Origin of the sequence: Thiopseudomonas alkaliphila (genome assembly GCF_001267175.1) — a bacterium.
Lineage (GTDB): Bacteria > Pseudomonadota > Gammaproteobacteria > Pseudomonadales > Pseudomonadaceae > Oblitimonas > Oblitimonas alkaliphila.
Window position 1 is genome coordinate 791,100 of sequence record NZ_CP012358.1, and the last position, 21,858, is coordinate 812,957.

At 47.8% G+C, this 21,858-nt stretch carries 17 protein-coding genes; 10 read left to right on the plus strand and 7 right to left on the minus strand.

Annotation, left to right across the window (positions count from 1 at the left end; translation table 11 throughout):
• Nucleotide 1: 1 nt before the first annotated feature.
• Both AKN87_RS03825 and pyk read left to right on the plus strand, forming a co-directional pair.
• Nucleotides 2–976 carry a sulfate/molybdate ABC transporter ATP-binding protein gene (locus AKN87_RS03825; RefSeq protein ID WP_053102527.1) on the plus strand — a complete coding sequence of 325 codons (975 nt, stop codon included), beginning with the start codon at nucleotides 2–4 and terminating at the stop codon, nucleotides 974–976.
• Nucleotides 977–1,164: 188 nt separating this feature from the next.
• The gene (gene pyk / locus AKN87_RS03830; RefSeq protein WP_053099724.1) at nucleotides 1,165–2,616 is read left to right on the plus strand and encodes a pyruvate kinase; all 1,452 of its coding nucleotides are present in this window, start codon (nucleotides 1,165–1,167) and stop codon (nucleotides 2,614–2,616) included.
• A gap of 79 nt (nucleotides 2,617–2,695) precedes the next feature.
• Here the strand turns inward: pyk and grxD are convergent, their stop codons facing one another.
• On the minus strand, nucleotides 2,696–3,019 hold the full coding sequence (gene grxD / locus AKN87_RS03835) for a Grx4 family monothiol glutaredoxin (protein ID WP_053102528.1): 324 nt from the start codon (nucleotides 3,017–3,019) through the stop codon (nucleotides 2,696–2,698).
• 230 nt (nucleotides 3,020–3,249) lie between these two features.
• Between grxD and argF the strand changes: the two genes are divergently transcribed.
• From argF to AKN87_RS03860, 5 genes are all read left to right on the plus strand, one after another.
• Complete coding sequence (gene argF / locus AKN87_RS03840; protein ID WP_053102529.1) at nucleotides 3,250–4,173, plus strand: ornithine carbamoyltransferase; 924 nt, start codon at nucleotides 3,250–3,252, stop codon at nucleotides 4,171–4,173.
• A complete protein-coding gene (locus tag AKN87_RS03845; RefSeq protein WP_053102530.1) occupies nucleotides 4,166–5,248 on the plus strand; it encodes an ABC transporter ATP-binding protein in 1,083 nt (360 codons plus the stop codon). Before argF ends, AKN87_RS03845 begins: the two co-directional genes overlap by 8 nt.
• Nucleotides 5,249–5,616: 368 nt before the next feature.
• Entirely contained in the window at nucleotides 5,617–6,765 is a 1,149-nt protein-coding gene (locus tag AKN87_RS03850; protein ID WP_053102531.1) for an efflux RND transporter periplasmic adaptor subunit, read from the plus strand.
• A 14-nt stretch (nucleotides 6,766–6,779) separates the two neighbouring features.
• The gene (locus AKN87_RS03855; protein WP_053102532.1) at nucleotides 6,780–9,911 is read left to right on the plus strand and encodes an efflux RND transporter permease subunit; all 3,132 of its coding nucleotides are present in this window, start codon (nucleotides 6,780–6,782) and stop codon (nucleotides 9,909–9,911) included.
• Nucleotides 9,908–11,326 carry an efflux transporter outer membrane subunit gene (locus AKN87_RS03860; protein ID WP_053102533.1) on the plus strand — a complete coding sequence of 473 codons (1,419 nt, stop codon included), beginning with the start codon at nucleotides 9,908–9,910 and terminating at the stop codon, nucleotides 11,324–11,326. Before AKN87_RS03855 ends, AKN87_RS03860 begins: the two co-directional genes overlap by 4 nt.
• Before the next feature lie 136 nt (nucleotides 11,327–11,462).
• Here AKN87_RS03860 and AKN87_RS03865 read toward each other — a convergent pair whose 3' ends face one another.
• On the minus strand, nucleotides 11,463–12,245 hold the full coding sequence (locus AKN87_RS03865) for an OmpA family protein (RefSeq protein ID WP_053102534.1): 783 nt from the start codon (nucleotides 12,243–12,245) through the stop codon (nucleotides 11,463–11,465).
• A gap of 54 nt (nucleotides 12,246–12,299) precedes the next feature.
• Entirely contained in the window at nucleotides 12,300–12,683 is a 384-nt protein-coding gene (locus AKN87_RS03870; RefSeq protein WP_053102535.1) for a DUF4398 domain-containing protein, read from the minus strand.
• Between the two features lie 568 nt (nucleotides 12,684–13,251).
• Between AKN87_RS03870 and AKN87_RS03875 the strand changes: the two genes are divergently transcribed.
• Nucleotides 13,252–14,550 (plus strand): acetyl-CoA hydrolase/transferase family protein, encoded by a 1,299-nt coding sequence (locus AKN87_RS03875; RefSeq protein ID WP_053102536.1) that lies wholly within the window; start codon nucleotides 13,252–13,254, stop codon nucleotides 14,548–14,550.
• Nucleotides 14,551–14,694: 144 nt separating this feature from the next.
• On the opposite strand, the gene ccoM is transcribed toward AKN87_RS03875, so the two are convergent.
• Nucleotides 14,695–14,805: a cytochrome c oxidase subunit CcoM gene (gene ccoM, locus AKN87_RS12540; protein WP_053099734.1), complete on the minus strand. Its 111-nt coding sequence runs from the start codon at nucleotides 14,803–14,805 to the stop codon at nucleotides 14,695–14,697.
• Nucleotides 14,806–15,049: 244 nt separating this feature from the next.
• On the opposite strand from ccoM, the gene rapA reads away from it, so the two are divergent.
• Together rapA and tsaA are read left to right on the plus strand one after the other, a co-directional pair.
• The gene (gene rapA, locus AKN87_RS03885) at nucleotides 15,050–17,890 is read left to right on the plus strand and encodes an RNA polymerase-associated protein RapA (protein WP_053102537.1); all 2,841 of its coding nucleotides are present in this window, start codon (nucleotides 15,050–15,052) and stop codon (nucleotides 17,888–17,890) included.
• Nucleotides 17,890–18,591 carry a tRNA (N6-threonylcarbamoyladenosine(37)-N6)-methyltransferase TrmO gene (tsaA, locus tag AKN87_RS03890; RefSeq protein WP_053102538.1) on the plus strand — a complete coding sequence of 234 codons (702 nt, stop codon included), beginning with the start codon at nucleotides 17,890–17,892 and terminating at the stop codon, nucleotides 18,589–18,591. The genes rapA and tsaA overlap by 1 nt, the downstream gene beginning before the upstream one ends.
• 14 nt (nucleotides 18,592–18,605) lie before the next feature.
• Here tsaA and galU read toward each other — a convergent pair whose 3' ends face one another.
• From galU to rarD, 3 genes are all read right to left on the minus strand, one after another.
• Complete coding sequence (gene galU, locus AKN87_RS03895; protein WP_053099737.1) at nucleotides 18,606–19,445, minus strand: UTP--glucose-1-phosphate uridylyltransferase GalU; 840 nt, start codon at nucleotides 19,443–19,445, stop codon at nucleotides 18,606–18,608.
• 106 nt (nucleotides 19,446–19,551) lie between these two features.
• Nucleotides 19,552–20,865 (minus strand): DEAD/DEAH box helicase, encoded by a 1,314-nt coding sequence (locus tag AKN87_RS03900; RefSeq protein WP_053102539.1) that lies wholly within the window; start codon nucleotides 20,863–20,865, stop codon nucleotides 19,552–19,554.
• 21 nt (nucleotides 20,866–20,886) lie between these two features.
• Nucleotides 20,887–21,786 carry an EamA family transporter RarD gene (gene rarD, locus AKN87_RS03905; protein WP_053102540.1) on the minus strand — a complete coding sequence of 300 codons (900 nt, stop codon included), beginning with the start codon at nucleotides 21,784–21,786 and terminating at the stop codon, nucleotides 20,887–20,889.
• Nucleotides 21,787–21,858: the final 72 nt, after the last annotated feature.

A 21,858-nucleotide genomic window follows, 5' to 3' on the forward strand; every position in this document is an offset into this window, starting at 1 on the left:
CATGAGTATTTCAGTCAATCACGTGAATAAGCAATTTGGCAACTTCACGGCCTTAAACGATATTAACTTAGCTATTCAAGCCGGTGAGCTGGTGGCCTTACTTGGCCCATCAGGCTGCGGTAAAACCACTTTACTGCGCATTATTGCGGGTTTAGAGACACCTGATAGCGGCAGCATTTTATTTAATGGCGATGATGTTTCGCGCCGGGATGTACGCAACCGTAATGTCGGCTTTGTCTTCCAACACTACGCGCTGTTTCGTCATATGAGCGTCTTTGATAACGTGGCCTTTGGTCTGCGGATGAAACCGCGACGCGAGCGCCCCAGCGAAGCGGTGATTGAGCAAAAAGTTTTGCAACTGCTAAAGATGGTGCAACTGGACTGGCTGGCAGATCGCTTTCCAGAGCAGTTATCTGGCGGTCAGCGCCAGCGCATTGCTTTAGCCCGTGCGCTAGCTGTTGAGCCACAAATTTTACTGCTGGACGAACCCTTTGGCGCCCTTGATGCTAAAGTGCGTAAAGAGTTACGTCGCTGGTTAGCGCAGCTACACGAAGACATCAACTTAACTTCTGTGTTTGTAACCCACGACCAAGAAGAAGCGATGGAAGTTGCCGATCGCATTGTGGTGATGAACAAAGGTGTCATCGAGCAAATTGGCACCCCCGCTGAAGTGTATGAAAACCCGGCCAGCGAGTTCGTCTACCACTTTTTAGGCGACTCCAACCACCTGACAATAGATAACGGTGAAGAAATCCAATTTCGTCCTCACGAAGTTTGGTTATCACAATCGGCCAAGTCCGACTTTAAACAAGGCATTGTCCGCGATATTCGCCCACTCGGTGCCATTACCCGGGTTACCTTAAAAGTAGGCGGTGAAAATCAGTTAGTAGAAGCAGAAGTTGCCCGTGACGATGCCAGTTTAGTTGGGCTCAAGCGCGGTGATCAATTATTTTTTCAACCCAAGTCTGGCTTTTAATTAACCGCTTAACTTCTGTATTAGTCATTTGCTTAGGCCAACCCATCAACGCGATCGGTTGGCCTTTTTGCTAAATGACTTTTCATCACCTAAAACACTGTGATTTATTTAAGCTGTAGCCCCCATTTGAAGTGACTACGTAACATTCCCGTAGTAGGCTTAAAGCAGTTTTCATAAGGAGCAAAACAATGTCATTGCGACGCACTAAAATTGTTGCCACCATCGGCCCTGCCTCAAGCTCGCCAGAAGTTATTGAACAACTGATTCTTGCTGGGCTAGATGTAGCCCGCCTTAATTTTTCCCACGGTACCGCCGCCGAACACAAAGCCCGCGCCGAACTAATCCGTGAAATCGCGGCAAAACATCAACGCTTTGTCGCATTACTAGGTGACCTACAAGGCCCAAAAATTCGGATTGCCAAATTTGCTGAGAAAAAAATCGAATTAGCCGAAGGCGATAGCTTTACATTTTCCACCACACATCCACGCGATGCTGGCACCCAAGAAGTAGTTTGTATTGACTACCCTAATTTGGTTACCGATTGCAAAGTAGGTGATGAACTGTTACTTGATGACGGTCGCATTGAAATGGTAGTTGAGTCAGTAACCGCTGATGCGCTGCATTGCCGTGTATTGATCGGCGGCCCGCTGTCTGATCACAAAGGTATTAACCGCCGCGGTGGCGGCTTAACCGCCCCAGCCCTAACCGATAAAGACAAACAAGACATTCGCTTAGCCGCTGAGCTGGAACTCGACTATTTAGCCGTCTCTTTCCCACGGGATGCCGCCGATATGCAATTGGCGCGGCGTTTACGTGACGAAGCGGGCTCCAATGCTTGGTTAGTGGCCAAAATCGAGCGCGCTGAAGCAGTGACCAATGATGAAGCGCTCAATGGCTTAATCGCCGCCAGTGATGCGGTGATGGTCGCCCGAGGTGATCTAGGGGTAGAAATTGGCGATGCGGAACTGGTTGGTATTCAAAAGAAAATCATTGCCGCTGCACGCCATCAAAATAAAGCGGTCATCACTGCCACGCAAATGATGGAGTCGATGATTACTAGCCCCATGCCTACCCGCGCTGAAGTCTCGGATGTGGCTAATGCCGCCCTCGACTACACCGATGCGGTGATGCTCTCAGCAGAAACTGCCGCTGGTGACTATCCAGTTGAAGCAGTCAAAGCCATGGATCGTGTCTGCCGCGGTGCGGAAAAGAACCCAATTATGCGTCAATCCATGCACCGTATTGGTCAACAGTTTGAGCGCTGGGATGAAAGTATTGCTTTGGCAGCAATGTACACTGCCAATCACTTTCCGGGAGTCAAAGCGATTATCGCCCTCACTGAAAGTGGCTATACCCCGTTAGTGATGTCGCGCATTCGCTCTTCAATGCCAATTTATGCCTTTGCCCCTACCCGTGAAACCCAAGCTCGAGTAGCGCTGTTTCGCGGTGTTTACACCGTGCCCTTTGATCCTAGCTCAATGCCTAACGAGAAAGTCAGTCAAGCTGCAGTGGATGAGTTAATTAAACGCGGTGCAGTGGAAAAAGGTGACTGGGTTATCCTTACCAAAGGTGATAGCTATCATACGGTGGGCGGTACCAACACCATGAAACTGTTGCGGGTAGGCGATCACTTAGCCTAATAGGCTTAACTGCTGCACATAAAAAATGCCCAATAACACAAGTGTTTATTGGGCATTTTTGTTGCTCGAGGATTAGCGCTTAGGCTTCTGCTGGCGCTGCGCCCTTAACTAAAGTCTGCAGCTCACCGCTTTCATACATTTCCATAATGATGTCACAACCGCCCACTAACTCGCCTTGCACCCATAACTGTGGGAAAGTCGGCCAATTCGCGTAGCTTGGCAAATTAGCGCGAATCTCTGGATTTTGTAAAATATCAACGAACGCAAAACGCTCACCGCAAGACATTAAGGCTTGAGATGCACGCTGAGAAAAACCGCACTGCGGCGCATTCGGTGAGCCTTTCATGTAGAGCAAAATAGGGTTACTCGCGATTTGATCTTTAATAGTCTCGATAATATCCACAATACACCTCATCTGATCTGGATGGTTAAACCATCCTACTTAGCGTTAGTTAAACTACTGATGGTTTAGTTCTGGCGCTAGTCTAGCCTAAAACCAACTAATTCGCTCGGCTTTATCACTAGCAAAAAGTCGCTGCCAGCCAAAACAAATTTGCGCCAGACGGTGGTTTGTCGCTACTATCTTAGGCTTATTTTTCTTCTCTCACTGACTTTACTGTTCAAAGGCTTGATATGTCGCCTCGTCACTTTTTAACCTTGCAAGACTGTACCCCAGCAGAACTGGAACACCTTATTCAACGTGGCATTCAGCTCAAGCAGCTGCGCCAACAAGGTATTGCTTGTGAACCACTAAAAGGCCGAGTGCTCGGCATGATCTTTGAAAAGTCCTCAACCCGTACCCGTGTCTCCTTTGAGGCCGGCATGTTTCAACTGGGCGGTTCAGCGCTATTTTTATCGCCACGTGATACCCAGCTAGGTCGTGGCGAACCATTAGCCGACTCCGCAATTGTGATGTCAAGCATGCTTGATGCCATCATGATTCGCACCTTTGCCCATAGCACCCTAACCGAGTTTGCAGCCCACTCTAGCGCGCCAATTATTAACGGCCTATCCGATGACCATCACCCCTGTCAGCTCCTTGCTGATATGCAAACCTATCGTGAATTGCGCGGCTGCATTAAAGACAAAACCGTCGTCTGGATTGGTGATGGTAATAATATGTGCAGCTCTTATATTGAAGCTGCGGTGCAGTATGGCTTTAACTTAGTGGTTAGCTGCCCTGAGGGCTTTGAACCGGATGCAGAACTGATGCGCTGGGCTGGCAGTCGGGCGCAAATTATTCGTGATCCCAAGCAAGCAGTGCAAGGTGCTCACGTTATTAGTACCGATGTTTGGGCCTCTATGGGCCAAGAGGCCGAAGCCCAAGCCCGAATTAAGCAGTTTGCTGGCTATCAAGTCACTCGCGAGCTCCTAGACTTAGCCGATCCACAGGTTTTATTTCTCCACTGCTTGCCAGCACACCGTGGCGAGGAAATTAGTCACGATCTATTAGAAGATCCACGCAGCGGCGTCTGGACTCAAGCGGAAAACCGCCTACATGCACAAAAAGCCCTGTTAGAGTTTTTAATTAAGCCAAGCTTAGTAAGCAATGACTGATCAATATAACGGCCCGCTGCTGTCGCTCACCAATCTAGCCTGTGGTTATGATGAGCAAATCATCGTCAATGACCTGACCCTGCACTTAAATGCGGGGGATATTGGCTGTTTATTGGGTCCTTCGGGTTGTGGCAAGACCACCACACTACGAGCAATTGCTGGTTTTGAGCCGATTAGTGCAGGAAAAATCAGTCTGGCTGGACGCACCTTATCCAAAGCGGGATTTTCCTTAGCGCCAGAGAAACGACGCATTGGCATGGTGTTTCAAGACTATGCCTTGTTTCCACATCTGACCGTTGAGCAAAATGTACTGTTTGGGATTCGTCAGCAAGCCAATGCCAAGCAGCAAGCCCAAGAGTTACTGGCATTGGTGAAACTCGAGCAGCTGAGCAAGCGTTACCCCAATGAGCTATCTGGAGGGCAACAACAACGGGTCTCTTTAGCCCGCGCCCTAGCGCCTGACCCACAACTGTTACTGCTCGATGAACCCTTCTCTAACCTGGATACGGAGCTACGGCGCCAGCTCAGCCAAGAAGTACGAGAAATTCTTAAGGCCCGTGGCACCAGTGCTATTTTAGTCACCCATGATCAAGAAGAAGCCTTTGCCGTCAGCGATCAAATTGGCGTGTTCAATAAAGGCAACTTGGAGCAATGGGATACACCCTATAACCTCTATCACGAACCACGCACGCCCTTTGTCGCCAGCTTTATTGGTCAAGGCTATTTTATTCGCGGACAATTGCTTACCCCAGAAAGCGTACAAACTGAACTGGGAATTATCCGCGGCAATCGAGCCTATGGCTGGCCAGCAGGTAGCGCCGTAGATGTGTTATTACGCCCCGATGACATTATTGACGCGCCTAATAGCAAACTAAAAGCCACGATTGTCGGCAAAACTTTTTTGGGGGCCTACACCCTGTATCGGCTAAAACTGCCAACGGGTAATTATCTTGAGGCCGTCTTTACTAGCCATACCGATCATTTCTTAGGGGAAGTGGTGGGTATTGACGTGGCTGCTGATCATTTGGTGGCCTTTCCTGCTGCTGGCACTGTAGCTGCCCACCAACAGCGATAACAACCTTTTCTTAACCCACACTTGCCCGATAATCCTGCCAGCGCATTTTGTCGGGCAATTGCTTTAGCACTTAGCATCCCCTACTAATGACTGTCATCATAAACAGCTTATTAGCCAATTAAATATAACGTCAACTTGACTCTTTATTCAGACTAGTTACAAGAAAGTAACTAACATAATTTGTAATAACTGTTTGAAAGTAAAAAACTTACTAAGACTTTTAAATCTAGGTATATTAAGTCGATTAAGAAATTCATAAGATTTGCCGTCCCGCGCAGTCTAGAGCCGTAATGGCCTAAATTGCGTACTGCTCGACGGCTTTTTGCTTTGTATCTGCCACCTGGGGTGGCTATAGGAAACCTTAAGCTATGAAATGCACCTTTTTACGCCCCGCTTTAAAGCTGTCTAGCTTAGCCTGCGCTGTTGTTCTGCTCACAGCCTGTAATGAACAAGAAGCAAACACCACCAGTCAGCAACAGCCTCCACCTAAAGTCGGTTTCGTTACCCTTGAGGCTCAACCCTATACCCTTACCACCGAACTGCCAGGTCGCACTGCGGCTTACCGCATCGCTGAAGTGCGCCCACAGGTCACTGGAATTATTCAAAAGCGCCTGTTTACTGAAGGCACAGACATTAAAGCTGGCGATCAGCTGTATCAAATTGATCCTGCGATCTATCAAGCCAACTTAAAAAGTGCTGAAGCCAATCAAATTGCCACGCGCTCACTGGCCACCCGCTACAAACGCTTAGTTGATGAACGTGCAGTTAGCCGTCAACAATACGACGACGCCCACTCAGCGCACCTGCAAGCACAAGCGGCCTTAGAAAAAGCCAAAATTGATCTGCAGTACACCCAAGTCAAAGCCCCTATTTCTGGGCGCATTGGTCGCTCAAGCGTGACTGAAGGCGCCTTAGTCAATAATGGCCAGGCTCAAGAATTAGCGATTATCCAACAACTGGATCCGATCTATGTTGACGTTACTCAATCTTCCGTAGAGTTACTGCGTCTTCGCGAAGAATTACGTCAAGGCACCTTAGAAAAAGCCTCAGACAATGCTGCCAAAGTGACGTTACAGCTGGAAAATGGCGCCATCTATGAGCACGAGGGCAAGTTAGAGTTCTCTGAAGTGTCGGTTGAACCAAGCACCGGTGCCGTCACTTTGCGTGCAGTTTTCCCTAACCCAGAGCAAATTTTACTGCCAGGTATGTATGTGCGGGCACAGTTGGTAACTGGCGAGCAAAAGCACGCTATTTTAGCCCCACAACAAGGCATTACCCGCAACCCTCGGGGTGAGCCAATTGCCATGGTGCTCAATGCTGACAATGAAGTGGAAGTTCGTACTTTAAAAACCGAGCGCACCGCAGGTAACAAGTGGCTGGTCAATGAAGGCTTACAAGCCGGGGATCGTTTGATTACAGAAGGTCTGCAGTTTATTCAGCCTGGTGTTAAAACCGATCCGCACCCCGCCACCAACGTCCAAAGCAGTGAGCCGGCCTCAGCTGCCACGGCTAATTAGGAGCTTGGTTTATAATGTCTAACTTTTTTATTGATCGTCCGATTTTTGCCTGGGTTTTGGCATTAGTCACGATGCTGGTGGGTGGTCTTGCCATCTTAAAACTGCCCGTTAACCAATACCCTGATATCGCGCCGCCTGCGGTGGGAATTTCGGTCACTTACCGTGGTGCCTCAGCACAAACCGTGCAGGACACTGTGGTGCAGGTCATTGAGCAACAGCTCAACGGTATTGACGGATTACGCTACATCTCCGCCGACAGTAACTCCGATGGCAGCATGACCATTGACGTTACCTTTGAGCAAGGCGTTGATCCAGATATTGCCCAAGTTCAGGTACAAAACAAACTGCAACTAGCTACCCCACTGCTTCCTCAAGAGGTGCAGCAGCAAGGGATTCGCGTGACTAAGTCAGTTTCCAACTTCTTAATGGTGGTGGGTTTTATCTCTGAAGATGGCAGTCTAGATAAAAACGATATTGCGGACTACATCGTATCTAACGTGCAAGACCCTGTCTCACGTACCAAAGGCGTGGGTGACTTCCAGGTGTTTGGTGCCCAGTACGCCATGCGTATCTGGCTCGATCCGGCCAAATTAACCAACTTTGCCCTGACCCCAATGGATGTTACTGCAGCCATTCGTGCGCAAAACGTACAGGTTTCATCCGGTCAGTTTGGTGGCTTGCCTGCAGTACCAGGCCAGCAATTAAACGCCACCATCATTGGCAAAACCCGCCTAGAAACCCCAGAGCAATTTCGGAATATTTTACTCAAAACCAATGCTGACGGCTCGCAGGTACGTTTAAAAGACGTCGCTAAGGTTGAGCTCGGCGGTGAAAACTACAGCATCAGTGCTGAATACAACGGTATGCCAGCAACCGGTATCGGGATTAAGCTAGCAACGGGCGCTAACGCTCTAGAAACCGCTAAGGCTGTCCGTGAAACACTCACTAGCCTTGAGCCTTTCTTTCCACCGAGCATGAAAATCGTTTACCCCTACGATACCACTCCGGTTATTTCAGCTTCGATTAACGGCGTACTTAAAACCTTAGGTGAAGCCAGTATTCTGGTGTTCTTGGTCATGTTCTTGTTCTTACAGAATATTCGCGTGACCCTAATTCCAGCGCTGGCTGTACCGGTAGTTATTCTAGGTACCTTCGGTGTACTGGCAGCCTTTGGTTACAGTATCAACACCTTAACCATGTTTGCTATGGTACTGGCCATTGGTTTGTTGGTGGACGATGCGATTGTAGTCGTGGAAAACGTAGAACGGGTGATGTCTGAAGAAGGCTTATCCCCGGTTGAAGCCACGCGCAAATCCATGGGGCAGATTCAAAGTGCCCTAGTAGGGATCGGTTTAGTCCTCTCGGCGGTATTTTTCCCGATGGCCTTCTTTGAAGGCTCAACCGGTGCGATCTATCAGCAGTTCTCGGTCACTATTATTGCTGCCATGGTACTGTCGGTACTGGTCGCACTGATCTTCACCCCGGCGTTATGTGCCACCATGCTTAAGCCTATTACTAAAGGCCAACATGAAAAACGTGGCTTCTTTGGCTGGTTTAACCGCACCTTTGATAAGGGTGTGCGTGGCTATGAGCGCAGCGTTTCTACCGCTTTACGCGTTAAGCTCCCCTACTTAATTTTCTACGCGGCAGTGGTTGGCGCCATGATCTGGATGTTTAAAATCATCCCAACCGCGTTCTTACCTGATGAAGACCAAGGGGTGCTGTTTGCTCAAGTGCAAACTCCAGCGGGTTCAAGTAACGAGCGCACCTATGAAGTAGTTAAGCAAATGCGTGAGTACTTACTGGACGAAGAAAAAGACATCGTCAACTCAGTGTTCACCATTACTGGCTTTAACTTTGCAGGTCGTGGTCAAAACTCGGGGATGGCTTTTATCGGCCTAAAAGACTGGAGCGAGCGCACCGGTGCGGCAGATAACGTATTTGCCTTAGCTGATCGCGCGCAACAGCATTTCTTTAGCTTCCGTGATGCCATGGTGTTTGCGTTTGCGCCACCGGCCATTATGGCCCTAGGTAATGCCACTGGTTTTGAGCTGTATTTACAAGACCAATCAGGTATCGGCCATGAGGCGCTCAGTGAAGCACGGGATCTATTTATCCAAAAAGCTAACGCCCATGAAAAACTAGTGGGAGTACGGGTCAATGGTCTACGTGATGAGCCGCAATTCCAGCTAGAAATCGATGATGAAAAAGCCCGTACTCTAGGTATTAGTCTGAGTGACATCGACGAAACATTATCGATCGCTTGGGGTAGTAGCTACGTTAACGACTTTATTGATCGTGGACGGGTGAAAAAAGTCTACCTGCAAGGTCAGGCAGAGTCTCGCATGAACCCGGAAGACTTAGGTAAGTGGTATGTACGCAACAATCAAGGTGAGATGATTGCCTTTGATACCTTTGCCAGCGGTAAATGGATCTATGGTCCGCCTAAGCTATCGCGCTATAACGGAGTACCTGCGGTCAATATCGCCGGCGCCCCTAAGCCGGGCTACAGTTCCGGTGAAGCGATGCTTGCGGTGGAAGAGATTGCCAAAGAGCTGCCACCTGGAGTGGGCATATCCTGGACTGGGTTATCCTATGAGGAACGTCTCTCCGGTGACCAAGCCCCTGCTCTGTATGCGCTTTCATTGCTGGTAGTATTCCTATGTCTAGCAGCACTCTATGAAAGCTGGTCGATTCCATTTGCGGTCATCTTGGTGGTGCCGCTGGGCATTATTGGCGCCCTGTTAGCCACGTATTTCCGCGGCTTATCAAATGACGTGTTCTTCCAAGTTGGTTTACTCACCACCATTGGTCTGTCCGCACGTAACGCGATTTTGATTGTGGAATTTGCTAAATCTCTGCATGAGCAAGGCATGAGTCTTGTGGATGCAGCAGTGGAAGCCAGCCGCATTCGTCTGCGCCCAATCATTATGACGTCATTAGCGTTCGTCTTTGGGGTGATTCCATTAGCCATTGCCACTGGCGCCGGCTCAGGCAGTAAGCACGCGATTGGTACCGGAGTTATTGGCGGTATGGTAACAGCCATGTTGCTGGCTATCTTCTTCGTACCGTTATTTTATGTACTGGTGAGCTCACTGTTTAAATCCAAAGCTGACAAGGCCGCTAGCCATAAGGAGCAACCATGAAATATTCAGTTTTAGCACTGAGTGTGGCTACACTGATTAGTGGGTGTTCATTGGCACCCTCATACCAGCGCCCTGCCACGCCAGTGGCTGAGCACTGGGAAACCCAACGCAGTGAGCGCCAACTGGCGCTACCTGCTTGGCAAGACTACTTTAACGATGCAGAACTGAAGCAGCTGATCCACACGGCTTTAGAAAATAATCGTGACCTACGGGTAGCTGCGTTAAATGTTGAAGCTTTCCAAGCGCTGTATCGTATTCAGCGCAGCGAACTCTTCCCCAACTTAGGCGTTGACGCCTCAGGCAGTCGCCAGCGTTTGCCTGGCTCCTTAAGTCCTACTGGGCAAAGCACGATTAATAGTCAGTACGGAGTTACGGTTGGACTTAGCACTTGGGAGTTGGACTTTTTTGGCCGCATCCGGAGCTTACAAGACCAAGCGCTACAGCAATACTTTGCCACCGAGCAAGCGAAACGCAGCGCAGAGCTAAGCTTAATCGCCGGTGTGGCTAATGCTTGGTTCAATTTACTGGCCAATCAGCAACTGACTGAATTAGCGCAACATACCTTAGATACCTATCAGGACAGCTTGCGGATTACCGAGCGCAGCTATGAAGCAGGCATTGCCACTGCACTTGAGCTCAATCAGTCAAAGTCAGCAGTCAACACAGCCAAGGTAGCAATTGCTCAAGCGCAACTGCAACTTAAGAAAAGCCAACATGCGCTGCAACAACTGGTCGGCGTACAAGCACCGCTCAACCTACAAACCAAACGCACGTTAGCGCAAATTCAACTGCCTGAAGTAGAAGCAGGCTTACCTGCAGAGTTACTGCGTAATCGCCCAGATATTTTACAAGCCGAACATGCACTGCAAGCAGCCAACGCCAACATTGGTGCAGCCCGTGCAGCGTTCTTTCCAAGCATTAGCTTAACTGCCAATGCCGGTACGCTCAGCCCTGATTTATCTGGTTTATTTGATGGCGGCAGTGGTAGCTGGTTATTTCAGCCGCGCATTAACTTGCCAATCTTTACTGCCGGTCGCTTAAAAGCTAATTTGAATTACAGCGAAATTCAAAAAGACATTAACGTTGCCCAGTATGAGCAAGCGATTCAAGCGGCTTTTCGTGAAGTAGCGGATGGTTTGACCTCGCGCACAAGCCTCAAACAGCAGCTGACAGCCCAGCAGCAGTTAGTCAGTGCCAACCAAGAGTATTTCCGCTTAGCTGATTTACGTTACCGCGAAGGCATTGATAACCAACTCACACTATTAGATGCACAGCGCCAGCTATTTAGCAGTCAACAACAACATATTCTGACTCAGCTACAGCAGCTAACCAGTGAAGTCGAACTCTACAAAGCCTTGGGTGGCGACATGCAAGCCAAGCCTGCAACCGTCACTACTAGTCAGACTCCCCCTTAGTCTGTCCAGTCCAAACGAAAAGGCCAGTCAGCTACTGCTCGACTGGCCTTTTTTTAGCATAAAAAAACGCTGGATCAGATTGCTGATCCAGCGTTTGTGTTACTGCTTTACTAAAAACTTAGTAAAGTCACCCACCTTAGCGGCGTGGTGCTACCTCTTTACTATCGTTAGAGATAGTTACTTCAACACGGCGGTTCATTGAACGTGAAGCTGGGGTCGCATTGTCAGCAACTGGGTATTCTTTACCGAACCCTACAGTGCTAATACGGCTAAAATCTACGCCCTCTTTAACTAAAGCACGCTTAACTGATTCAGCACGGCGCTCAGATAACTGCACGTTATAGGCCGCAGCACCGGTACTATCAGTGAAACCTTCGATGAGCACTTTGCGCTCTGGGTTTTCGCGTAAGAACTCAGCTAACTGACGTACATTGCGGTAAGCGGCTGGCTTTAGTTCTGCTTTGTTTAGGTCAAACAATACATCACCAAAGGTAACCAATGAACCACGCTCGGTAGGCTTAGCATCTAGGTTGCTGAGCTTATCTTGCAGCTTGCGAATTTCAGCCTCACGAGCATCTAAACGCGCTTGAGCACGCTCATTTGAAGAGTTTTTCAGCGCTGCTTCGCCGCTTTTTAGCACAACAGTTTGCTTAGCTAGCTCTGCACGCTGAGAAGTTAAGTATGCTAACTGGCTAACTTCTTGCTCTTTTTTACCTGCACGGTAAGCAGCATCTGCTTTATCGAGCATTTTGACTGCATCTTTAGTTTCTAAAGGCGCCATTTTTAACGCTTCTGGACTATTTTGCAGCTGAGTCACATTTTCACGAGCTTGCTCAAGTGCTACGTTAGGCTTGTTCGCACAAGCTGCTAAACCAACGCTTAATGCAATCAGACTAGGTACAAGAATTAGTTTACGCATAGGAGATATCCTTAAATATTTTCTGAGTTATTCGATCGATTAGCCAAGTGACAATTACTTGCTGCCACGCATACCTTCGTTACGTAACTCCTGAACTGCACGCTCTGCATCTTTAACTGCTCGCTGTACTTTTTCAGCCTGAGCTTTGCGCTCTGCTACACGCGCATCCCACTCTGCTTGCTCTGCTAAGTCTTTAGCTTTTTTATAATCTTTTTCAAAATCAGCTTTTTCTGCATCGTTCATTTTTTGACGCGCAGCTTGCATCTCAACTGGAGCATATTCAGTTGCACCTGCAGTTTCGGCCGCATTAAGCGCTTGGGTAGCTACTGCTAACTGAGCAGTTGGTGGGTTACCAGCACAACCTGCTAGGGTTAAAACACTGCCTGCAACTAAAGCTGCTAATAAAGTTTTAGGTTTTTTTAGTAAATTTTTTTTCATGTGTCTAGCTCCATTGGTCTTTTATGCATTGATTACGCTTAATAAAAGTACCTGTTTAACCGGATATTATGACCAAAACATTTCAGTCATAGCTTTATTTGCACTTATTACTTAACAAATCACCTGATAAAAATAATTTGTAAGAAATTATAGCCAATCAAAGCTTCCTTCATATTTTAGACGATTCTATTAGAAACCCCTACCCGAAAAAAGACCCGGTGGCTCCTAACAAGTTCAGCACTATATAGACTTTTTAACCTTTTAACAGCCATCTATTATCCAGTTTGCCTTTAAAAGCTTGCGCTATTTTACAACAGCTTAAGCTTGATTAACCGCTTCCAGCCCTTACAAATATAGTAAAATCACCATAAGAATATAAAACTAACCTATACTTTGGTTAGGATTACTAAGAAATTTAAAATAAACTACACTGCAAAGACACGCAAAATTAGGGTATTGGATGCTTATCACCCTAGTTTGTCTTACAATTTTAAAAAAGGTGCTAGCCTCTCATTTTGTCGTTCAGCTAGAACCTTAACTAGAACAATCGTTACCTTAGGGGAATCTCATGTCATCACTTGAAGCACAGTACCTTGAAAAGAAAATGAGCGCAGATCAGGCCCTAGATCTGTTACAAAATGGCGATAGTATTATTGTTCCTACAGGCGTAGGTGAACCCCCTCACCTGTTACGTGCCCTATCCCGTGAAAGAACGCGCTTTCAAGATATTAAAGTCTGCCAGTTATTGGCCATCGAAAAATACGATTACCTTGACCCTGAAACCGTTGATCACGTACGTCATGTCTCTTACTTTTTAAGCGGCACGGTACGTAAAGGCTGTAACGAAGGTTGGATCGATCTGATACCTAACCACTTCTCTGAAATTCCACGTATGATCAAACGCGGTGAAATGCCAGCTGACGTAGTATTTTCATTGGCCTCACCGATGGATAAAAATGGTTATTTCTCTTTGAGTCTTGGTGCTGACTACACTATGGCTGCGGTTAGTAAAGCCCGCGCTGTCATTTTAGAAGTTAACCCGAACGTGCCCTATGCCTATGGCGACTGCCATGTGCATATTTCCCAAGTAGCTGGCTTAGTCGAAAGTACTGATCAAGTATGTAACGTCCCCACTGGCGCCATTGGTGATATTGAAAAAGCCATTGCGGGTTATGTCGCTGAACTCGTCAATGATGGCGACACCTTACAAATTGGTTTTGGTAGCATCCCCGATGCGGTGGTCACCCTGCTCACCAGCAAAAAAGACTTAGGCATCCACTCTGAAGTTCTAGGTGATGGCATTATTAGCCTACTTAAAAGTGGTGCTATTACTGGCCGCCGCAAAAACTTTAAGCCAGGCAAGATCATTGCAACCTTTGCCGTGGGTACCGATGTGCTCTATGAAGCCATGAACCACAACATCATGATTGAAATGCATCCTTCAGACTTTGTGAATGATCCGTTTATTGCTGGCCAAAACGATAACTTGGTGGCCATTAACGGTACCATGCAAGTGGATTTAGCTGGTCAGTGCGCCTCAGAAAGTATTGGCCGTATGCTGTACTCCAGCACTGGTGGTCAAAGTGACTTTATGCGCGCGGCCAACCTCTCTAAAGGTGGCCGCGCCATGATCGTGACTCCTTCAACCGCTAAAGGCGGCACCGTGTCACGGATTGTGCCAATGCTGACCGAAGGCTCAATGATCAGTACCGGTAAAAATGATGTCAATTACGTCATCACTGAGTACGGCGTTGCTCAGCTACGCGGCAAGACCTTACGTGAGCGCGCACTGGCTTTAATTGCTATTGCTCACCCAGATTTCCGTGATGAGCTAACCGAGCAAGCGAAAGCACTGAAGATTATTTAATCGCTCGCACGCTTGATGTGTTAAACGCAAAAGCCAACCTTGAAGGTTGGCTTTTTTTATCGCCTAGATAAACCTTTGGCATAAAAAAAGGCAGCTAAAGTTAGCTGCCAAATTGCCTTGCGTGCCTAGTATGCGAAGCGTTGCTTACTCTTTACCAGTTTCATTCTTCCAGAGAAAGTAAGCAAGGCCAGCAAAAAATGAAATCATCAGTAGGACAGTGCCGATACCTGCGAAAACCACTATATCCATGAACATTTGGCTACTCCGTAGTCAATGAGTCGTTGATTGCTATGAGTAGATACTAAACCTTACTCTTTTTAGGTGTATTGACACGCGTCAACTGCTAGCAATACTTTGGTCTAATTTCGATTTTTCTAAGCCACTTATTAATTTTTATTTTTTTAGCTGCTAAATAATACGTACACGGTATCTGTTAATGAAATTAAGCCACTAATTCGTTACTATACAGCGCCTTTTTTTAGAACAAGCGGAGACAAGCATGACGCAGCAGTACCAACCTGGCCAACGCTGGATTAGCGATAGTGAAGCAGAGTTAGGACTAGGGACGGTTCTCACCGCAGATGGACGACTGGTTACGGTGCTTTACCCTGCCAGTGGTGAAACCCGTCAGTACTCACAGCGTAATGCCCCGTTAACCCGCGTGCGTTTTGCCCCAGGTGAGGTGATTACCCACTTTGAAGGCTGGAAGCTCACCATTGAGCAAACCCACGAAGAAGAAGGCCTATTATTTTACTGCGGCCACAACGAGGCCGGTGAAGATAGTATCGTGCCGGAAACCCAGCTTTCCAACTTTATTCAGTTTCGCTTAGCTGCTGACCGCTTGTTTGCCGGACAAGTGGACCGCCACTCTTGGTTCACTCTGCGCTATCAGAGCTTACAACACCGCAGTCAATTGCAACAATCTGAGTTAACCGGCTTAGTCGGAGCCCGCGCACAAACCATTGCGCATCAACTCCATATTGCTAAAGAAGTCACCGACCGAGCGGCACCCCGTGTACTCTTAGCCGATGAAGTAGGACTGGGCAAAACCATTGAAGCTGGCTTAATTATTCACCGCCAAGTATTTAATGGTCATGCTGCACGGGTGCTAATTTTACTGCCGGAGTCCTTGCAATATCAGTGGCTGGTGGAAATGCGCCGACGCTTTAACTTAGAGGCCAGCTTATTTGATCAAGAACGCTTTGACCAAAGCGATGCGGCCAACCCCTTCGAAGACTGTCAAATTGCCATCGTTTCCCTGCAATGGATTACCCATAGCGAAGTGGCTCAGCAAGCCATGCTAGAGGCTGGCTGGGATTTATTGGTAGTTGATGAGGCTCACCACCTCACTTGGTCAGCAGAAACGGTAAGCCCACAGTATCAACTGGTTGAGCAATTAACCGAACAAACACCCAGTGTTTTACTGTTAACCGCGACTCCAGAGCAGCTCGGTCAGGCCAGTCACTTTGCACGCTTGCGTTTACTTGATCCTAACCGTTTTCATGACCTTGACGCCTTTATTCAAGAGTCAGAGCAGTACCAACCGGTAGCTGAAGCTGTGCGGGATCTGCTGGAGCAAAGCGAATTAACCCAAACAGCACAGGCTAATATTCTGTCGCTACTTGGCACGACAGCTCAACCGTTAGTAACGCAAGCCAGTCAAGGCGAGCAGCAGGCTATTGATCAGTTAATCAGCCAGCTCATTGACCGCCATGGAACCGGACGTCTGTTATTTCGTAATACCCGCGCCTCAATTAGCGGCTTTCCTAGCCGTCAGTTACAAGGCGTCGAGTTAACATTGCCCGAGGCTTATCAAGATCCCAGCTTAGCCACTGACTTACAAGATGCGCTATACCCTGATCAGTGGTATCGCGCCCAGGGCTTAGATAATCCATGGTGGATGCAAGATACACGCATAGACTGGCTAATTGAGTTTTTAAAAGCCCATAAAGAGTACAAAGTATTAGTGATTTGCGCCCATGCCAGCACCGCGCAAGATACCGAAGAAGCGTTACGGGTGCGCGAAGGAATTGCCGCCACGGTGTTCCATGAAGGCATGAGTATTATTGAACGTGACCGGGCAGCGGCTTGGTTTGCCGATGCCGAAGATGGCGCACAGGTGCTGATTTGCTCTGAAATTGGCAGTGAGGGCCGTAACTTTCAGTTCAGCCACCACCTCGTACTCTTTGACTTACCACAAAACCCAGATTTATTAGAGCAACGTATTGGTCGTTTAGACCGTATTGGCCAACGTTTTGACATTCAGCTGTATGTGCCTTATTACCAGGAGACTGCCCAAGCCCGATTGTTTGACTGGTACCACCAAGCACTAAATGCCTTTGAAAGTATTAGTCCAGCTGCAGGTCAAGTGCAAACCCACTTTCAGCAAGCCCTACTGACTGAACTGACTCAACCAACGGCTAAGTGGCCAGCACTACTAACTGAAGCGCAGACTTTGCGTCAAACCCTTGAACAACAACTCCAGTCAGGGCGTGACCGTTTACTTGAGATTAACTCCAGTGGTCAAGCTAAAGGCCAAGCCTTGGCTGAAGCAGTAGCCGCAGCTGAAGATGATATTGCCTTGCCACTGTACATGGAGCAGCTGTTCAATGCCTTTGGCGTGGAAAGTGAAGACCACTCTGATAATGCGCTGATCTTACGTCCGAGCGAGAAAATGCTCGATGCTGATTTTCCGTTAGGCACCGACGAAGCGGTTACCGTGACCTTTAATCGGGAACTGGCTTTAGCCCGTGAAGACATGCAGTTTTTAACCTGGGAGCACCCCATGGTGCAAGGCGGCATGGACTTAGTACTGACCAGCTCGATGGGAAATACCGCGTTAGTGCTGCTAAAAAACAAAGCGATTAAGCCCGGTACCCTATTGCTTGAGTTAATTTTTGTGAGCGAAGCCTTAGCGCCCAAAGCCTTGCAATTAGGACGATTTTTACCCAGCTCGGCGATTCGTTGCTTACTTGATAGTAAAGGTAATGACCTGGCGGCTAATGTCAGCTATGAAGTGCTCAGTAAGCAAGTAGAAAATGTCGGCCGAGTGACTGCAGGCAAATTTGTTCGCGCCCAACGTGAGCAGTTACAAAAGATGCTTGAGCACGGACAACAACTGATGGAGCCGCAACATCAAACGCGGATCGAGCAAGCCAAGCGCTTATTTAGCCAAAACATGCAGGCTGAAATTAGTCGCTTAAGCGCTCTGCAGCAGGTTAATAAAAATATTCGTGCCGATGAAATTGAGTTGCTCGAGCAGCAATTAGCCCAAGGTTTAGACTACCTCACTCAAGCGACGCTGCGTTTAGAAGCAATTCGGGTGATCGTCAGTAACTAATGGACAGTTATCAACTTAACCCAGTAGGAATTATCCACTCCTGCTTTAAAGAGAAGTTTGCCATTCCTCGGCAAGCTTCTCTGGCTCCTGCTGCCCAAGGTTATATTGAGCTATTACCGCCCTACAATCATCCTGACGCCGTCAAAGGGCTCGAATTGACCAGTCATCTCTGGCTAACCTTTATTTTTCATCAGGCTGGCCCGAAAAAAGATGCGCGTTTAGTTAAAGCGCCCCGTTTAGGCGGTAATCAAAAATTAGGGGTGTTTGCTACTCGCTCAACCCATCGCCCCAACCATCTTGGCTTATCGCTGGTTAAACTGGAACGGGTTACACCGCAGCGCCTGTACCTATCTAGCTTAGACTTGCTTGATGGCACGCCAATCCTGGATATCAAGCCCTACTTGCCTTACGCAGATATTGCCGCGGATGCCTATAACCAGTTTGCCCCAGAGGCTCCTGCCACTGTGACGGTAGAGTGGTCGGCCAGCGCTTACCAGCAGGCCCAACAACACGCCAAGCGCTTACAGCAGCCGCTGATTGCCTTGATTGAGCAGTGTTTAGCGCAAGATCCGAAACCAGCCTATCAACAACCCACGCCTGAACGGCGCTATGGGGTGCAGCTATATGATCTCAACGTTACTTGGCACTACCCCCAACCCACACAAATTTGTGTGCTGGAAGTCGTGCCATTGACCGAATAGCGACGCTACCTTAGTTAGAACGATTTATCTTTTAGATACAGATTTTCATAGCAGTAATTAGTGGCATCCATATACCCTTCTGCACTACCGCAGTCAAAACGCTGGCCCTTAAATTTATACGCCAATACACAACCACGCTGAGCTTGCTTCATCAGCGCATCGGTAATTTGAATCTCACCGCCTTTACCTGGCTCTGTTTCTTCAATCAAGTCAAAGATATCAGGGGTTAAAATATAGCGACCAATAATCGCTAAATTAGAAGGTGCATCTTCTGGCTGAGGTTTTTCCACCATAGAGTTGACCCGAAAAATATCATCGCGAATCATATCGCCATCAATCACCCCATACTTAGCGGTATCTTCTTTGGGCACTTCTTGAATCGCCACAATCGAGCAACGGAACTGTTTGTACAGCTGAATCATCTGCTGCAGCACGCCATCGCCTTCAAGGTTTAAACACAGGTCATCGGCCAGTACTACGGCAAAAGGCTCATCACCAATTAACTGCTTACCGGTTAAAATGGCATGCCCCAGCCCTTTCATCGCCACTTGGCGCGTGTAAGAAAAGGTACAGTTATCCATCACGCGGCGGATGCCCGATAAATACTGCTCTTTCTCAGTGCCTTGAATTTGCTGTTCTAACTCAAAACTAATATCAAAATGATCTTCAATCGCGCGCTTGTTACGCCCTGTGACGATCGCTATCTCAGTTAAACCCGCATCCAATGCTTCCTCAACTCCGTATTGAATCAACGGTTTGTTAACAATAGGCAGCATCTCTTTAGGCATTGCTTTAGTGGCTGGCAAAAAACGTGTTCCATAGCCTGCAGCTGGAAACAAACACTTCTTGATCATTTTAATTCCTAGTCATCCGCATGATTAAACCGCGCAGTGTACAAGGGTTTGATCCCTAAAAACACCCAATCCACAGCGCAATATGATTAATTGTTCATCACTGCTACTACAGCTTTTTTCGCAATGGCGCAAAGCCATCATCACTCACCACTGTTTTAGGTCCCGAAGTATTAGGTGCTTTACGCTTTTTGGCTACACTGTTCTTCGTTTTGCTGCTAGCGGTAGTTTTTTTCTTTTTCACTCCCGCCGCTTTACCTGATGCCTTAACTTTTTTCGGCCCCTGATAGCTTGCCTTTAGCCCCTTGATGACTCGCTGTTGAAAGTCTTGCTTAAGATAACGCTGAATGCTGGACATTAAATTCCAGTCAAAATGGGTAATTAAGGAAATAGCTAAACCTGCTTCACCGGCTCTGCCGGTACGGCCAATGCGGTGCACATACTCATCGCCAGAACGCGGCATATCAAAGTTAATCACCAGATCCACACCTTCAATATCTAGCCCGCGAGCAGCGACATCAGTAGCGACCAGCACCCGTGAAGTACCCTGACTAAAACGCTCAATGGCCGCTTTTCGTTCTTCTTGGGTTTTTTCGCCGTGTAAAATATAGGTTTTAAATTCTTGCGCAACTAAACGCCCATAGAGACGATCGGCTTGGGCTCTGGTATTGGTAAACACCATTGCTTTACGGTATGGCTCATTGACCAATAACCACTGCACCAATTGCTCTTTATGCCCTTCACTATCAGCCGTAATAATCTGCTGTACTGTCGTTTCATTTAACTCTGCCACCTGATTAATCATCAGATGCTGCGGCTGATTGAGTACTAGCTGAATCATCTCACGCAGAGCATTACCGCCGGTGGTCGCTGAGAATAATAAGGTTTGCCGAGTAGCAGGCGCCTCTGCTACTACGCGCTGAATATCTTCTGCAAAGCCCATATCTAGCATGCGATCGGCTTCGTCTAAAATTAAGGTTTGAATATCAGCTAACTGTAAACTGCCGGCGTTTAGATGCTCAAGCAAACGTCCCGGCGTGGCAATTAAAATATCCGGATCTTTACGCAGCATGGCGGCTTGCTCTTTAAAGTTTTCACCGCCGGTTAAAATCCCCGCCTGTAAAAAAGTGTAACGGGCAAAACGCTGCACCTCTTCTAAAATCTGCCGCGCTAATTCACGGGTAGGCAATAAAATTAGCACCCTAATAGCTGGCTCACGCTGAGTATCAATCGCCAACAGTTGATGCAAGGTGGGCAATAAAAAGGCTGCCGTTTTACCACTACCGGTTTGGGCAATTACCCGTAAGTCTTTACCTTGCAAAGCCAACGGCAGTGCTTGTTGCTGCACTGGAGTTGGCTCAACAAAATTTAGCTCAGCCAGCACTTTGAGCAAACGCTCGTGTAACTCAAACTGTTCGAACATTAACCACTTCCTCAAAGATAATTAGGTGTACACACGCTTGGCTTGCTTGCGTAAGACATGGGCACTATCGAGCATCACTAACACTACCGCTACCCAGATCGGGATGTAGGTCCACCATTGATTAGCGGCAATGGTTTCTCCCACCAGCCAAAGGCTCGATAAAAATAATAAAACAGGTTCGATGTAGCTTAAAATCCCCAGCAACCCCAAAGGCAGCAAACGGCTAGCGCCCATCATCGCGGCAAAAGCCAAGGTGCTGAGCAAGCCCAATATCGGCAACAGTAACCACAACTTAGGGGTTCCGGTAAAACTGCCTGGCTCACCAAACTGCATAATCAGCCAAATCGCCATTGGCGTCAGAATAATAATTTCAATTAAAAAGCCACTAAAGGCATCAAACTTCATCCAACGGCGCAACATAAAGTATGGCGGATAACCAAATGCAGTCACCAAGGTCACCCAAGACATTGAGCCTACCACGAGTACCTCATGCACCACGCCTGCACAGGCAAAGACTACCGCAGCTTGTTGCAGTGGTCGCAGCCGTTCATTGTAAAATACCCGCCCAGTGAGCACCAAAACCAATGGCATCAAAAAATAGCCCAAGGTTAAATCTAACATGTGCCCAGACAGCGGTGCCCATACAAATAGCATCCACTGCGAACCCATAATGAATGCAGTGGCTAGCACCGCTAATAACAGTAGTGGGCGGCGCTTAATTTTTCTTAAACAAATTCTAAAGTGCACCCAATGCCCAGTAATAATGACCAAGACCAGTAAAACCGGTAATGACCAAAGCAATCGCTGGGCAAAGACTTGAATCCCATTTAATGGCGATAAAAACTGAACATAGCCTGGAATAATGGCAAATAACAGTGAGGCAAATAAAGACATTGCGACACCACGTCCTGAGAGCTGCATGACTTCCTCCTCGCTATCAGTCTCTAACGGATACCCATGCACTTAACCCAAACGTTAAGCGCACACTTCAAT